At 72.9% G+C, this 15,129-nt stretch carries 10 protein-coding genes; 7 read left to right on the plus strand and 3 right to left on the minus strand.

What is annotated here, in order from left to right; translation table 11 throughout:
* Positions 1–21 precede the first annotated feature (21 nt).
* A complete protein-coding gene (locus ACQPZF_RS13170; RefSeq protein ID WP_433271661.1) occupies positions 22–1,077 on the plus strand; it encodes an AAA family ATPase in 1,056 nt (351 codons plus the stop codon).
* Entirely contained in the window at positions 1,077–5,456 is a 4,380-nt protein-coding gene (gene fxsT, locus ACQPZF_RS13175) for an FxSxx-COOH system tetratricopeptide repeat protein (RefSeq protein WP_433271662.1), read from the plus strand. The genes ACQPZF_RS13170 and fxsT overlap by 1 nt, the downstream gene beginning before the upstream one ends.
* A 39-nt stretch (positions 5,457–5,495) precedes the next feature.
* Here the strand turns inward: fxsT and ACQPZF_RS13180 are convergent, their stop codons facing one another.
* The 3 genes from ACQPZF_RS13180 to ACQPZF_RS13190 form a co-directional block, all read right to left on the minus strand.
* Entirely contained in the window at positions 5,496–7,256 is a 1,761-nt protein-coding gene (locus tag ACQPZF_RS13180) for an aKG-HExxH-type peptide beta-hydroxylase (protein ID WP_433271663.1), read from the minus strand.
* A 430-nt stretch (positions 7,257–7,686) separates the two neighbouring features.
* Complete coding sequence (locus ACQPZF_RS13185) at positions 7,687–9,174, minus strand: amino acid adenylation domain-containing protein (protein WP_433271664.1); 1,488 nt, start codon at positions 9,172–9,174, stop codon at positions 7,687–7,689.
* Positions 9,171–10,295: an acyl-CoA dehydrogenase family protein gene (locus tag ACQPZF_RS13190; RefSeq protein WP_433271665.1), complete on the minus strand. Its 1,125-nt coding sequence runs from the start codon at positions 10,293–10,295 to the stop codon at positions 9,171–9,173. Before ACQPZF_RS13190 ends, ACQPZF_RS13185 begins: the two co-directional genes overlap by 4 nt.
* A gap of 197 nt (positions 10,296–10,492) precedes the next feature.
* Here ACQPZF_RS13190 and ACQPZF_RS13195 point away from each other — a divergent pair, with 197 nt between their 5' ends.
* From ACQPZF_RS13195 to ACQPZF_RS13215, 5 genes are read left to right on the plus strand one after another with little or no spacing between them, the layout of a single operon-like run.
* Positions 10,493–10,762 (plus strand): phosphopantetheine-binding protein, encoded by a 270-nt coding sequence (locus ACQPZF_RS13195; RefSeq protein ID WP_433271667.1) that lies wholly within the window; start codon positions 10,493–10,495, stop codon positions 10,760–10,762.
* A 16-nt stretch (positions 10,763–10,778) separates the two neighbouring features.
* A complete protein-coding gene (locus ACQPZF_RS13200) occupies positions 10,779–12,125 on the plus strand; it encodes an NAD(P)/FAD-dependent oxidoreductase (protein WP_433271669.1) in 1,347 nt (448 codons plus the stop codon).
* Positions 12,126–12,139: 14 nt separating this feature from the next.
* Positions 12,140–13,507, plus strand: a complete 1,368-nt coding sequence (locus ACQPZF_RS13205) for a TrpB-like pyridoxal phosphate-dependent enzyme (RefSeq protein ID WP_433271670.1) — start codon at positions 12,140–12,142, stop codon at positions 13,505–13,507.
* Between the two features lie 11 nt (positions 13,508–13,518).
* The gene (locus ACQPZF_RS13210) at positions 13,519–14,568 is read left to right on the plus strand and encodes an amidohydrolase family protein (RefSeq protein WP_433271671.1); all 1,050 of its coding nucleotides are present in this window, start codon (positions 13,519–13,521) and stop codon (positions 14,566–14,568) included.
* 1 nt (position 14,569) lies between these two features.
* Positions 14,570–15,049, plus strand: coding sequence for a MaoC/PaaZ C-terminal domain-containing protein (locus ACQPZF_RS13215; RefSeq protein ID WP_433271672.1), 480 nt, complete (start codon positions 14,570–14,572; stop codon positions 15,047–15,049).
* Positions 15,050–15,129 lie beyond the last annotated feature (80 nt).

Genomic DNA, 15,129 nt, shown 5'->3' on the forward strand with positions numbered 1-15,129 from the left:
GTCGGAAGGAGCGTCGGCGGCATGAGCACCGAGACGGACGCCGTCCACACCAGGGCGGGAGCGGCCCGGTGGGGCATCTACCGCGGCACCGCGGCGAAGGCGTCGGCCCCGGCCGGACCGTGGCCGCCCGCTCCGCCGTGGCGGCGGTTCACCGGGCAGGGCTCCGCCACCAGGCCGGCCGACGACGGCGGTGAGGCGGACCGCCACGTCGGCAACATGCCCGGCACCCTGCGCATCCCGGACCCCCGCGAGGTCGAGATGGTGAACGCCGCCATCAGCCTCCGGCGGCCCCTGCTGGTCACCGGCGACCCCGGCGCGGGCAAGTCGACGCTGTCCTACGTCATCGCGCGCGAACTCGGGCTCGGCCCGGTGCTGCGCTGGCCGGTGACCAGCCGCACCCGGCTGCGCGACGGCCTGTACGACTACGACGCGATCGGCCGGGTGCAGGCGACGGCCGCGGGCGACCGCGACGCCGATGGCGAGACCGACATCGGCAAGTACATCCACCTCGGCGCGTTGGGCACCGCGCTGCTGCCTTACGACCTGCCCCGCGTGCTGCTCATCGACGAGCTGGACAAGGGCGACATCGACCTGCCCAACGACCTGCTCAACGTGTTCGAGGAAGGCGAGTACGACATCCCGGAGCTGGCCCGGATCAGCGGCAGCCGGCCGGAGGTGCTGGTCCGCACCGCCGACCACGGGTGCACGGCGGCGGTCACCGAGGGCGTCGTCCGGTGCCGCGAGTTCCCGGTCGTGATCGTCACCAGCAACGGGGAGCGGGAGTTCCCGCCCGCGTTCCTGCGCCGCTGCCTGCGGCTGCACGTGGCGCCGCCGGACTTCCGGCGGCTCGGCCAGATGGTGGCGGCCCACTTCGGCACGCCGGAGGGGATCGAGCTGAAGGGCCTCATCGAGCGGTTCCTCGACCACAGCAGGCAGGTCGGCGGGCTCGCGTCCGACCAGCTCCTCAACGCCGTGCACCTCGCCCTGCAACTGGCCACCTCCGGCTCGTACCAGCCCGACCAGGCGCGGGACGAGCTGCTGGAGGCGATCTGGCACCCGTTGAGCCCCGAGTCGTGATGGGCGGGCGGCGCGGGCAACCGGAGTGGGCGGGGGTGCGGGCGGCGGTCGCGCAGTCGGCGCGGCCGTCGGGCGACGCGTCGGCGGACCTGTCGAGCGACGCGCTGTCCGTGCGGGAGTTGCGGGACGCGATGTGGCTCGCGCTGGTGCTCAGCGGCGAGGACGCGCTGCCGTCGCCCGCGGACTCGCCGTGGCGGCCGGCACCGCCGGCCGGCGCGGGCGACGACCTCGCCGCGGACCGGGACGACGGGGCGGCGGGCGGCGCCGTGCCCGACCGCGGACCGGGGCGCGGCGCGGCGGACCTGGCCTCGGCGGCGTCCCGCCTGCGCGAGTGGGCGATCAACGCCCGGGGCGCGGTCAGCGGTCGGGCGGCGGAGGGCTCGGGGCCGTCGCTGGGCGCGTCGTCGGCGTGGCCGACCGTGCCCTCGCTGCCCGACCGGCGGCGGATCGTCCGCGCGCTGCGCCCGCTGATGCGCGGCTCGCCCTCGCCGCGTGACGAGGAGCTGGACGAGGAGGCCACGGCGGTCCGGGCGGCGCAGGACCGGCTGTGGGTGCCGGAGTGCCGGCCGACCTGGTGGCACCCGCTGGAGGTCGTGCTGGTCGTCGACCGGGCCGGGTCGATGGCGATCTGGCAGCAGACCGCCCAGGAGTTCCGGGACCTGCTGGTGCACCAGGGCGCGTTTCGCGACGTGCGGCTCTACCACGCGGACTTCTCCGCGCGGGCGCCCGCGGACCTGGTGCTGCGCCCGGAGACCGCCGAGGCCCGCCCGATGGCCTGGACCCGCCTGGCCGACCCGACCGGCAGGCGGCTCGTCCTGGTGCTCACCGACGCCGTCGGCGAGGCGTGGCACACCGGGGCCGCCGAGCACGTGCTGCACCACTGGGGGCAGCGGATGCCGGTCGCCGTGGTGCACATGCTCGAACAGCGGCTGTGGCACTGGGGCGGCCTCGCCGCCCGGCGGGTCCGGCTGTCCGCGCCCAACCCCGGCGCGCCGAACGCCCACCTGCGAGTCTCGCCCGCCGAACCCGACTTCGCGGTCCCGGACGGCGTGGCTCACGGCGGCATCCCGATCCCGGTGCTGGAGCTGTCCGGCTCCTGGTTCGGCGGGTGGGCCCGGCTGCTGAGCGCGCCCGGCGCGGAGTGGGTGGAGACCACCGCCGCGCTGGTCCACCCGTTCGAGGGAGCCGCCCCGCCCACCTCGCCCGTGCTGCCCGCCCCGCCCGCGTCACCTGCACCGCCAGTGCCGCCAGTGCCGCCCGTGCCGCCGGCCGGGTCGGTGCCGCCCACGCCGCCCGAGTCCGTCGGGGACGACGGCCCGCCCACCGCGCGGGAGAAGGTCCTCGGGTTCCGCACCGTCGCGTCGGCGGCGGCGTTCCAGCTCGCCGGCCTGCTGGCCGCCGCGCCGCTGGACCTGCCGACCATGAAGCTCGTGCAGCGCGTGCTGCTGCCCAAGACCGGCCTGTCGGTGCTCGCGGAGGTGCTGCTGGGCGGGCTGCTCGTGCGCGACCAGGGCGACGGCCCGCCGGATGTGTTCTACGACTTCCACGTCGGGGTGCGGGAGGAGCTGCTGGCGGGCGCGCACCGCGCCGACACGGTCCGCGTCGCCCGGCTGGTGGCCGAGCACGCGGAGCCGGGCGCGACCGTGCTGCGCAACCTCGCCGCCGCGCTCGACCAGCCCGAGACCGCCCTGCCCGAGATCTCACCCGAGAACCTGCGCCACGTCCGGGTGCAGGAAGCGGTGTTCCGCGCCCTGTCCGGCCCCTACCTGCCCAGGGCGAAGCGGCTGGCGGCGCGGCGCCAGGAGCTGACCGCCGGCACGGGGGGCCAGCGGGGCGCGGCCGGGGTGTCCACCGGAGGAGGCGACATGACCACGCGTGAGCAGCATGGTGGGCCCGTCCAGCAACCACTGGTGTGGGGTCGGGTGCCCCTGCGCAACAAGGACTTCGTCGGCCGGGAGGCGCTGTTGGAGCAGCTCCGGCGCAGACTCGCCGAGGGCGGCGCGACCGCGGTCCTGCCGGAGGCCCTGCACGGCATGGGCGGCGTCGGGAAGTCGCAGACGGTGGTGGAGTACCTGCACCGGCACGAGTCGGAGTACCAGCTCGTGTGGTGGGTGCCCGCCGAGCACTCGGCGCAGATCAAGACCAGTTTCGTCGAGCTGGCCCGGAAGCTCGGCCTGCCGGCGGGCTCCGCGGACGCCGCCGTGCCCGAGGTGCTGGCGGCGCTGGCCGAGGGCAAGCCGTACCCGCGCTGGATCATCGTCTTCGACAACGCCGAGCGCCCCGAGGACCTGCGGCGCTTCCTGCCCACCGGCCCCGGCCACGTCGTGGTGACCTCGCGCAACGCCGACTGGAGCGGCCACGCGCACGCCGTGCAGGTCGACCTGTTCACCCGCGCGGAGAGCATCGAGCTGCTGCACCGCCGCGGCGGCGAGCTGGCCGAGGCGGAGGCCGACGCGCTGGCGGCGGCGCTGGGCGACCTGCCGCTCGCGATCGAGCAGGCGGCGGCCTGGCGCGCGCAGACCGGGATGCCGGTGGTGGAGTACCTGGAGCTGTTGCGGCTCAACCGGGACGAGCTGATCGAGGCGGGCACGTCCGACGACGACCAGTTGCCGGTCGCGGCGGCGTGGAACGTCCCGCTCAACCTGCTGGGCCGCGACCACCCGGCGGCGCTGCAACTGCTCCAGATCTGCGCGTTCTTCGGCCCGGACCCGATCTCGCTGCGGCTGTTCCGCGGCGTGCGCGACGCGCCCGTGCCCGCCGAGCTGGGCGAGGCGCTGAACGTGCCGATCAAGCTCGACCGCGCGATCCGCGAGATCAAGAGGTACAGCCTGGCCAAGATCGACCACCGCAGCAACACCATCCAGCTTCACCGCCTGGTCCAGGCGGCGGTGAAGAACCGCCTCGGGCCGCGCGGCCGGGAGAACATGCGGCACGCGGTGCACGTGCTGCTGGTCAACGGCGACCCGCAGGTGCCCGAGGTCGCCTCGAACTGGCAGCGCTACGCCGACCTGCTGCCGCACGCGGTGGCGTCCGAGGCGATCGACTGCGAGTACACGTGGGCGCGCGCGATGATGACCAACTTCGTCAAGTACCTGCTGGCCAGCGGCGACTACGACGGCGCGACCGACCTGTCCGAGCACGGCGTCGAGGTCTGGCGCACGACGCTCGGCGACGACAGCCTGGAGACCCTGGAGATGCGCCGGCTGCACGCCGTGGGCCTGCGGCGGTCGGGCCACGTGCAGGAAGCCATGCTGCTCAACGCCCGGACGTACGAGGCGCTCCGGGCGGCCGTGGGCGACGACCACGAGCAGGCGATCAGCATGCGGGACGTGATCGCCGCCGACCGGCGCTCGCAGGGCCGGTTCACCGAGGAGCTGGAGATCCAGCAGGACGTGTACCGCACGGCGTGCCGGGTGCTGGGCGAGGACGACCCGAACACCCTGCGGTACGCCCACAACCTGGCCGGCTGCTACCGCCTGATGGGCGCGTTCGACCGGGCGCACGCGCTGGACGCGGAGACGCTGGAACGGCGGACCGCCGTGCTCGGCTCGGACCACCTGTGGACGCACCGGTCGCAGAGCGCGCTCGCCACCGACCTGCGCGAGCTGGGCAACTACGAGGCGGCCCGCGCGATGCAGGACGCCACGCTCCGGCGCCAGCGGAACCTGCTCGGCGAGAACCACCCCCACACGATCGGCACGAGCCGCAACCTCGCCGTGGCCCGCTGCCGCGCGGGCGACCACGAAGGCGGCCGGGAACTCGCCGAGGACTGCTACACCCGCTACCGCAGGCGGTACGGCGAGCGGCACCTGGACTCCGCCACGTCGCTCATGACCCTCTCGGTGGACCTGCGGCACCTGGACGACATCGAGGGCGCGATGGAGATGGCGGAACGCAGTCACCTGCTGTTCGCCGAGATCCATGGTGAGGACCACCCGCACACCCTGATCGCCGCGACCAACCTGGCGGTGGACTACCGGCTGGCGGGCGTCGTGGAGCAGGCCGCGGCGCTGAACACCCAGGTGACCGCGACGCTGCACCGGCACTTCGGCGGCAACCACCCGTTCGGGCTGGTGAGCGCGACCAACCTGGCCAGCGACCTGGCCGCGCTCGGCGACCACGCGCGGGCCACCGAGCTGGACGAGGACACGTTCCGGCGGTCGGCCACCGTGCTGGGCGCGGACCACCCGTCGACGCTGGCCGTCGGCCTGAACCTGGCCATCGACCTGCGCAACCTGGGCCGGCTGGAGGAGTCGTCGGCCTTGCAGGCCAGAACGGTCGAGGGGCTGCGCCGCGTGCTGGGCGAGCGGCACTCCACGACCGTCCTGGCCGTCAAGCTGGTCCGGGCGAACTGCGACATGGACACGATGCAGCTCTGAAATCAGGGCAAGCTCTGAAATCAGGGCAAGCTCTGAAGATCACGGTCGGGACGCCGCCAGCCACCCGGAGAGCCGGCCCGGATCCGGGTGGACGCCGGTGCGCGCCAGCACCGCCAGGTGCAGCGCGCGCACCACTTCGGGCTCGCGCACCAGGGTGTCCGAGCGGAGGGACAGCGCCAGGCCGGCCCACGCCTGGTCGTCCGCCGGGTCGGCGCGCAGCCGTTCCTGGTAGGCGGTGGCGGCTTTCCCCACGTCGCCGGTGACGTAGGCGATGTCGGCCGGGTCCGCGTCGAGCGTGTCCGGCGTCCGGCCGAGGGCCTGGGCCTTGAGCAGCGCGGCCCGGTCCGAGCCCCCCGCCGCCGGCCGGTCCGCGACCTCGCCGCGCACCCGGAGGCCCGCCGGCCGGGCGCGGCCGGCGAGCCACGCGTCGGCCAGCGCGGCGACGTCCTCCGCGTTCGGCTCGACGTGCTTCACTCGCCAGAACGCGCGGTGGTCGGCGACCAGGTCCGCCACCGGTCCGGTGCGGTCCGCCGGCGTCAGGTCCGCCTCGCACGCGGCGAGGCGGCGCGAGAGCGAGGTCAGGAACAGGCGTCCCCACTCGTTGAGCCGGGCCGTGGCGGCGATGTCGTCGATGGCCGAGCGGACCTGGAGGGACCGCTGCACGAAGGCGAAGCCGGCTGCCGCCGCCCGGTGCGCGGGCACGTGCCGGCGGCGGGCGTGCCAGAACTCGACCACGCTCGCGAACGCGTAGATGCCGTGCAGGACGCCGTTGAGCGGTCGGGGGTCGTCCCGCCACGGCGCGTAGAAGTGCCGCCCGTCCTCGGTTTCGTGCAGGCTCACCAGTTCGAGCACCGCGTTGAGCTTGGAGTGCTGCAACTCGTGCACCAGCGCGTCGGCGAGGTCGTCGGCGGACGGCTTCTCGCACAGCGCGACCGCACCGAACGCCGCCGCCGAGGACGCGCCCACCAGCTTCTCCCCGCCGGTCAGCGGCACGATGCTGAGCAGGCCCTCGGACAGCTCGGCCGCGTAGCCCCGGTGCCAGCTCACGAGCACGGACCACGCGTCGTCCAGTTGCGCGCACCACCGCTCGAACCCGTTGTCGGAGAGCGGGTTCGGCGGCGTCGGGGTGTCGGCGAACGCGCGGTGCGGGTCGGTGTCGTCGAACACCACGTCCAGCCGCGCGCCGGCCGCCGCCGACCGGTGCCGCCGGGCCGCCCGGAACTCGCCGTCGAGCGCGGTCCCGGCGAGGCTCAGCGTCGTCCGCGAGCCGGCGCGGGAGAGCAGCACGAAGTCGACCCCGTCGGCCACCGGGACGTCGAACCGCCCGACGGTCGGCAGGCTGACCACGCCGTGCGAGACGGGCACCCGCAGCGTGAACGAAAGGCCGGCCCGGACCGCCGAGGCGGCGGCCACCGCGTGCACCACGCCGATTTCCGCGCGAATCGCCGCATTGTCGGCGAACCCGCCGTCGAGCCTTTCGAGCGCGCGCCGCAGCCACAGCCCGACGGCCGGGAACATGATGACGTCGTCGACCAGGTCGGGCGCTTCGTCCTCGACCCGGAGGAGCAGCCGCCAGGCCTCTTCGAAGTCCGGGGGAACGGCTTTCCGATCGCCATTCCGGCGCATTTCCAGGACGAATGCGAGCAGCAACTGCTTGCGCTCGGCGTTCTCCGACCGGCGCAGCGTGCCCAACGCCTCGCCGGTGACGGGTCCGGCGCAGATCGCGCGGAAGACGTCGAGTGGCAGCGCCGCGCCGTCCAGCGCTCCCCCGGTCGGGGCGGCGGCGGGGTGGTCAGTCACGTTGTTCTTGGACGAGATCGGAAAGCCGCTGTTCACGTACCTTTTCGACGGTCCGCCGGAGAGCGGCGTCGAGAACCGGGGACCGGACCGACGCCAACGTCCGCAGGGACAGCGAGCTGAGGTCAAGCGGACGTGATCCCACATAAGGTGGCGGACTCGCCGTCACTCGGGCCTCCCATTGGCACAGTGGATTAGCGCGCCGCCTCGACGGCGGCCGGAAAGCGTACCGTAGCAACGGGTTGAGTGGTACCGCAGGCTGGGTGTCACATCGATCGGGAAACCGCAATAATGCGGCCCCGATAGAGGCCGTGCAATGCCGCTTAGCGCCATGCGGGGATACTAGACACCGGACTGCGCCTCGGGTAGCGGATTTGTCGATTACGTGGTAATCGCGTTCCGGTTCGCCGGCGGCCGAGGTCGCCCGCATTGCTCAGGGCGCTTCGGGGCCGAGCGCCGCCAGCGCCCGGCGGTCCACCTTGCCGTTCGCCGTGCGCGGCAGGCAGGGGAGCGGGTGCACGCGGTCCACGATCATGTGGCGCGGCAGCAAGGACGCGCAGTGGCGTTTCGCGTCCAGGACGGTGAACCGGTGGCCCTCCGCGAGCACCACGTAGGCCACGAGCGCGGCCTCGATGCCGGTTCCGGTGACGGCCACCGCGACCTCGCTCACGTCGGGGTGGGATTGCAGGGCCGCTTCGACATCGCCGAGTTCGATCCGGTTCCCCCGGACCTTGACCATGTTGTCCCGGCGGCCCAGGTAGTGGAGGTCGCCGTCGTCGCGGAGGACGACCCGGTCCCCGGTGGCGTACGGGCCGGTGTGCGGCTCGGCCCCGTGGTAGCCCAGCATCACGGTCGGGCCTGCCACCACCAACTCGCCCTCTTCCCCTTGCGCGGCCGGGGTTCCGTCGTCCCGGACCACCCACGCCCGGTCACCCGAGCAGGCCCGTCCGATCGGCGCCGGGCGGGTCCAGTGGTCCGGGACGTCGGCCACCTCGTAGAACGTGCACACGTTCGTCTCCGTCGGGCCGTACAGGTTCAGCAGGCGGACGTCGGGGAAGTGGGCGCGCAGCGCACGCAGGTGGTCCACGGGATAGGGTTCGCCGGCGAACAGCACGGCACGCAGGTGCGGCAGGTCGGCGGTGAGCAGGCCGCCGTCCCGGGCCATCAGGATCAACACCGACGGGACCGAGTACCAGACCGTGATCCGTTGCGCGGCAAGGAGTTCCACCAACAGCCGGGGTGCGTAGGCGGTCTCCTGGGGCACCAGGTGGACCGACGCGCCGGTCAGGAACGCCACGTACAGGTCGAGCACCGACAGGTCGAAGTGCAGCGGGGCGTGGTTGGCGAAACGGTCCGCCGCCTCGGCCTTCAACTCCTCCGCCGCCCACTCCACGAACGCCAGCGCGTTGCGGTGGGAGATGCGGACGCCCTTCGGCGTGCCGGTGGAGCCGGAGGTGTAGAGGATGTAGGCCAGTTCGTCGGGCGACGGCCGGACCTCCGGCAGCGGCTCCACGCGGTCGCCGCCCGAGTTCCCGGAGTCCGATCCGCCCAACTCCACGCGGAGGGTGGGGAACTCGTCGCGCAACGCCTCCTCGCCGTCCGAAGACGTGAGCACCACCTTGGGCGCGCAGTCGCGGATCACCCGCACGGCGCGGTCCACCGGGCTGAGCGGGTCCACCGGCACGTAGGCCGCGCCCAGCCGCAACACGGCCTGCATCGCGACCACGGCCGCCCTGGACTTGGGCAGCCACAAGGCCACCCGGTCACCGGGACGAACGTCCACAGCGGACAGTCGATGACCCAGGCGGTCGGCCTCGGCGTCCAGCTCCGCGTAGGTGAGGCCGCCGTCGGCGGCGGTCACGGCGACCGAAGACCCGGATTCCCGTGCGCTGTCCCGGACCAGGTCGTGCAGGAGTCTCACAGTCCCAGCTCCTTGGCGATCTGTTCGAGCTGCATCTCGGACGTGCCGGAGAACGTGGTGGCCGCCATGGCGTCCAGCAGCTCGTGTGACACGCCGGAGTCGACCCGCACCCCGGCCCCGCCGAGCACCCGCATCGCGAACGCCGCCGTGTCCACGGCCACCTCGCTGATCGCGAGCTTCGCGGCGGCCACGTCCAGCGCCGCCCGCTCCTCCCGGTCCAGTCGCCAACACGCCCGCCACAGCAGCAGCCGGGCCGCCTCCCACCGCACGCGCAGCCGGGCGATCCCGTGCGAGACCGCCTGGTTCTGCCCGATCGGGCGGCCGAACTGGCGGCGTCGCCGGGCGTGCTCCACGCACCGGTCGAGCAGCCGCGCCGCCTGGCCGAGGTAGGCGGCGAACAGGCAGCTCCGCTCCCACCGCATGGACGACTGGAAGATCGCCGCGCCCTGCCCCGGCACGCCGAGCACGTGGTGCGCGGGCACGCGGCAGCCGTCCAGCCGGACCTCGCCGACCGGGCAGGTGGTCAGCACGGTCTTGTCGAACGCCTCGACGGTCAGGCCGGGCGTGTCCCGCTCCACGACGAACGCGCTCACCCCCAGGTGGGCGAACTCCGGGTCGGTGGACGCGTACAGCACGAACACGTCGGCCAGCGGAGCGTTGCTGACGAAGGACTTCACGCCGTCCAGCACGTACTCGTCGCCCTCCCGCCGCGCGGTGGCGCGCAGGGCCGTGACGTCGGAGCCCGCGTCCTCCTCGGTGATCGCGTTGGCCCCGACCCACTCGCCCGACGCCAGCAGCGGCAGCACCCGCTTGCGCACCCGGTCGTCGCCGTGCTCGGCGATCGGCATGGCACACGCGAACAAATGGGCCAGCGAGGCGAACACCAGCCCCAGGTCCGCGCAACCCGCGCCGAACGCCTCCATGGCGCGCGCGGTGTCCAGGAACCCGCGTCCGGACCCGCCGTGCTCGGCCGGCACGCTGTAGCCCAGCAGCCCGGCCGCGCCGCAGCGCAGCCACTGCTCCTGGGTCAGGGTCGCCGGCCGGCCGTCCGGCCACGCCCCGGTCTCCGCGCGGACGCGGTCGTAGTCGGCCTGCGCGGCCGGGTGCCATCCGAAGTCCACGCGACCAGAGCGTAAGCAGCGCGGACGGCCCTGTCCTCCACTGGAATACCGGTCCGGACCTGGCCGCACGGACAGGTCGGCACACCGTCGAACGGCCGGCCGCGTCCGCCATTCCGATGGAAGACAGCGGTTTTCCACCTCTCATAGCATCCGGTGGCACGTCCGGTGTGCGGACGCGGACGGTTATGGAGACGTCGATGGAACACGCTGAGGTCCTCGGCACGCTGACGGAGTTCATCCAGCGGAAGGTGCTCGACTCCGCCGCCGGAGTGGAGATCCTCCCGGACACCCCGCTGCTGGAGTGGGGCATCCTGAACAGCCTGTCCACGACCAGCCTCGTCGTGTTCATCGGCGAGCGGTTCGGCGTCGACGTGCCCGCCGAGCGCATGGTGGGCCGCAACTTCCGCGACCTGGACAGCATCACCCGGCTCGTGCTGGACCTGGAGAACGACGTCCGGAAAGTCTGACCTGGGGGAAACTGTGGTGGCAGACATCGACTTCGACATCGGCATCATCGGCGGTGGGCCCGCCGGCTCCACGATCGCCTCGTACCTCGCCAAGGCGGGCCTCTCGTGCGTGGTCCTGGAAGGGGAGCTGTTCCCCCGGCCGCACGTCGGCGAGTCGCTGATCCCGGCGACCACACCCGTGCTCGCCGACATCGGCGCGCTGTCCAAAGTGGACGAAGGCGGGTTCCCGCGCAAGTACGGCGCGGCCTGGACCTCCGCCACCCGCAGCGACATCTCGTCCATGGGCTTCCAGCTCTCCCACGGCTTCAAGGCCGCGGAGGTCGAGTTCCGCGAGCGCGACCAGAAGGGCGTGGACCAGGACTACACCTACCACGTCGACCGCGGGCAGTTCGACCTGCTGCTGTTGCAGCACAGCGAATCCCTCGGCGCGAAGGTGTACGAGGGTGTGCGCGCGCTCCGCGTCGAGTTCGAGGAGGACGTCAAGCGGATCGTGTTCACCATGGGCCGGCGCGAGATCGGCCTGCGGGTGCGGATGGTGGTGGACGCCAGCGGGCGCAGCACCATGCTGGGCCGCCAGCTCAAGCTCAAGGTGCCGGACCCGGTGTTCAACCAGTACGCCATCCACACCTGGTTCGACGGGCTGGACCGGTCGGCGCTGGCGGTGGACCGGAAGCAGGCCGACTTCATCTTCATCCACTTCCTGCCCATCACCGACACCTGGGTGTGGCAGATCCCGATCACCGACAGCATCACCAGCGTCGGCGTGGTGACCCAGAAGAAGCACTTCACCGCCGCCCGGCAGGAGTGGGGCCCGTTCTTCGACCAGGCCATGGGGAGCCGGCCGGACCTGGCCGACGCGCTGCGCAAGAGCGAGCGGGTGCGGCCGTTCAAGCCGGAGGGCGACTACAGCTACGCGATGCGGCAGGTGTGCGGCGACGGCTGGATGCTGGTCGGTGACGCGGCCCGGTTCGTCGACCCCATCTTCTCCAGCGGGGTCAGCGTCGCCATGAACAGCGCCCGGATCGCCTCCTACGACATCCTCGCGGCGGCGGAGACCGGCAGCTTCGCGAAACCCTCGTTCGAGCGGTACGAGACCAAACTGCGCCGCGCGGTGGGAAACTGGTACGAGTTCATCTCCATCTACTACCGCCTCAACATCCTCTTCACGGCGTTCGTCGCGGACCCGCGCTACCGACCGGACGTGCTGCGGATGCTCCAGGGCGACGTCTGGGACGGCGACGGCGAACCCGTCGCGCTGACCCGGATGCGGGAGATCACCCGCGAGGTGGAGGAGAACCCGGACCACCTGTGGCACAACCACTTGGGCACGCTGCGCGCGCCCAGCCAGGCGCCGATGTTCTGAGGGGACGTGGTGACGTGAAGAAGTTCCTGCTGTCCGAAGACGAGATGCCCGCCCAGTGGTACAACATCCTGCCGGACCTGCCCAAGCCGCTCCAGCCGCCGCGGCACCCGGTGACGCACGAGCCGATCCGGGCGGAAGACCTCCAGCCGCTGCTGCCGGACGAGGTCATCGCGCAGGAGTTCAGCCCCGAGCGCTGGATCGACATCCCCGACGAGGTGCGCGACGTCTACCGGATCTGGCGGCCCTCGCCGCTGTACCGGGCGGACCGGCTGGAGAAGGCGCTCGACACCCCCGCCAAGATCTACTTCAAGTACGAGGCGGTGTCGCCCGCCGGATCGCACAAGCCGAACACCGCGGTGCCGCAGGTGTTCTACAACGCCCGCCAGGGCGTGCGGCGGGTGACCACGGAGACCGGCGCGGGCCAGTGGGGCTCGGCGCTGTCGTTCGCGGGCAGCCTGTTCGGCGTCGGCGTCACCGTGTACATGGTGAAGGCGTCGTTCGCGCAGAAGCCGCACCGGCACTCGCTGATGGCGACCTGGGGCGGCGAGGTCTTCCCGTCGCCCAGCACCCGCACCCAGGCCGGCCGCAAGATCCTCGCGGAGGACCCCGACTCGCCCGGCAGCCTCGGCATCGCCATCAGCGAGGCGGTGGAGGACGCGCTCGCCCACGACGACACCAAGTTCGCGCTCGGCTCCGCGATGAACCACGTGGTGCTGCACCAGACCGTGATCGGCCTGGAGGCCAAGCGGCAACTGGAGCTGGCCGGCGACTACCCGGACGTGGTGGTCGGCTGCGTCGGCGGCGGTTCGAACTACTCGGGCCTGGCGTTCCCGTTCCTGGCCGACACGCTGACCGGCGAGCGCACCGGCACCCGGTTCATCGCCGCGGAGCCGGCCGCGTGCCCGACCCTGACCAGGGGCAGGTACACCTACGACTACCCGGACACGGCCGGCCTCGGCCCGCTGCTCCACATGAAGACGATGGGGCACGGCTTCATCCCGCCGCCCATCCACGCCGGCGGCCTGCGGTTCCACGGCGACGCCCCGACGCTGTGCCTGCTGCACGAGGAGGGTTACGTCGAGGCGCGGGCGTACAACCAGAACGAGGTCTTCACGGAGGCGGTGCGGTTCGCCCGGTCCGAGGGCTTCGTGATGGCGCCCGAGTCGTCGCACGCCCTGCGCGGCGCGGTGGCCGAGGCGCTCGCGGCGAAGGAGGCGGGGGAGGCGCGCACCATCCTGTTCGGGTTCTCCGGGCACGGGCACTTCGACATGGGCGCGTTCGACTCGTTCCTCGCCGGGCAACTGGAGGACTACGAGCTGCCGCAGGAGCAGATCGACGCCGCGTTCGCGGACCTCCCGCTGGTCGAAGCGAAGACGGTCTGAGGCGCGCGCGCGTGGACTGGATCGACGTGCACCACCACGCCTACCACGGGCGGCTGGCCGACGCGCTGGCCGCCCGCGGCGTGACCCACATGGCGCCCGGCGTGCCGGTGCCGCGCTGGCGGGTCGACGACACGTTCCGGGTGATGGACGACTGCGGCCTGGCCGCCGCGGTGCTGTCGGTGCTGGTGCCGGACGCCGCGCTGCGGCTGCCGGACGCGGCGGACCTGGTGCGCGCGACCAACGGCTGGACCGCCGACCTGGTGCGGGAGCACCCCCACCGGCTCGGCCTGCTCGCGACCTTGCCGCTGCCCGACCTCGACGCCTCCCTCGCCGAGGTCGGGCACGCGTTCGACGTGCTGGGCGCGGACGGGGTGGTGCTGCCGGCGAGCCTCGCCGACGGCGCGCTGCTCGGCGACCCCCAGCTCGACCCGCTGCTGGCGGAGCTGGACCGGCGGGGCGCGGTGGCGTTCGTGCACCCCAACCCCGGCTACCGGTGCTCCTGCACGGGCGCGCCGGACTCGGCCGCCGCCGTGCCGCCGCCCCTGGTGGACTTCGTCATGGACACCACCCGCGCCGTGGCGAACCTGCTGTTCCGGGGCGCGTTGCGGCGGTTCCCCGGCATCCGGTTCGTACTCGCCCACGGCGGCGGCACCATCCCGTTCCTCGCGGGGCGGCTGGAGCTGGCCAAGACCTGGGTGCTGCCCGACCGCAACGGCCGGCCGCGGAAAGGCCCGGCGCAGAACGATCCAGTGCAGAACGATCAAGCGCAGACCGATCCAGCGCAGAACGACCTGGCGCAGAAGGCTTTGTTACAGGACGACTCGGTGCATGCCGAGCTGGGCCGGCTGTACTACGAGACCGCGCAAGCGTCCTGGGCCGGCGCGCTGGCCTGCGTGGACGCCGTCGCCGAGCCGGGGCACGTGCTGTTCGGCACGGACTTCCCGTTCATGACCGCCCCGGTGGTCGCGGCGACCCGCCGGGAGGTCGCCGCGCACCGCGCGGACATCGGTGGCGCCGGGCTGGCGCTGTTCCCCCGCCTGCGGGCGGCGGCGAGGAGGTAGCGTGCGCTATTTCGAGGATTTCCGGATCGGCGACGTGCACGAATTGGGCAGTCACCGGATATCCGCCGAGGAGATCCGCGCATTCGCCCACCAGTACGATCCGCAACCCCGGCACATCGGCCGTTCGAGTGAACCGCCCATCGCCAGCGGGTGGCAGGTCGCGGCCACGTTCATGCGGCTGTACGTGAATTCCGTGGTGAACGGAGCAGCGGCCGAGGTTTCGCCGGGAATCGACGAGCTGCGCTGGCTGCGCCCCGTGCGGCCGGGAGACCTGCTGGTCGGGCGGATGACCGTGCTGGGCAAGGCCGCGTCGCTGTCCCGGCCGGACTGCGGGATCCTGCGGCAGCGCGGCGAACTCGCGGACGAATCTGGCCGCCCGGTGCTCCGGTTCGTCTTCCACGGACTGATGCGCAGGCGTTCCGCCGAATCCGCCTCGGGCGGCCCCGGGTCAGTGCCCGGCGACCGTGCCGGCCGGCCCTGAATTCGTGCCCGGCGACCTCGAATCGGCGCCGGCCGGCCCTGAATCCGTGCCGGGCGACCCTGCCGTCGGGGAGGGGGCCC

This window comes from Actinosynnema sp. CS-041913 (genome assembly GCF_050942485.1).
Classification (GTDB): Bacteria; Actinomycetota; Actinomycetes; order Mycobacteriales; family Pseudonocardiaceae; genus Actinosynnema.

What these genes read in the sequence shown, in the direction of transcription:
- ACQPZF_RS13170 (WP_433271661.1), top strand. Translation starts at nt 22, where the DNA reads ATGAGCACCGAGACGGACGCCGTCCACACCAGGGCGGGAGCGGCCCGG.
- fxsT (WP_433271662.1), top strand. Translation starts at nt 1,077, where the DNA reads ATGGGCGGGCGGCGCGGGCAACCGGAGTGGGCGGGGGTGCGGGCGGCG.
- ACQPZF_RS13195 (WP_433271667.1), top strand. Translation starts at nt 10,493, where the DNA reads ATGGAACACGCTGAGGTCCTCGGCACGCTGACGGAGTTCATCCAGCGG.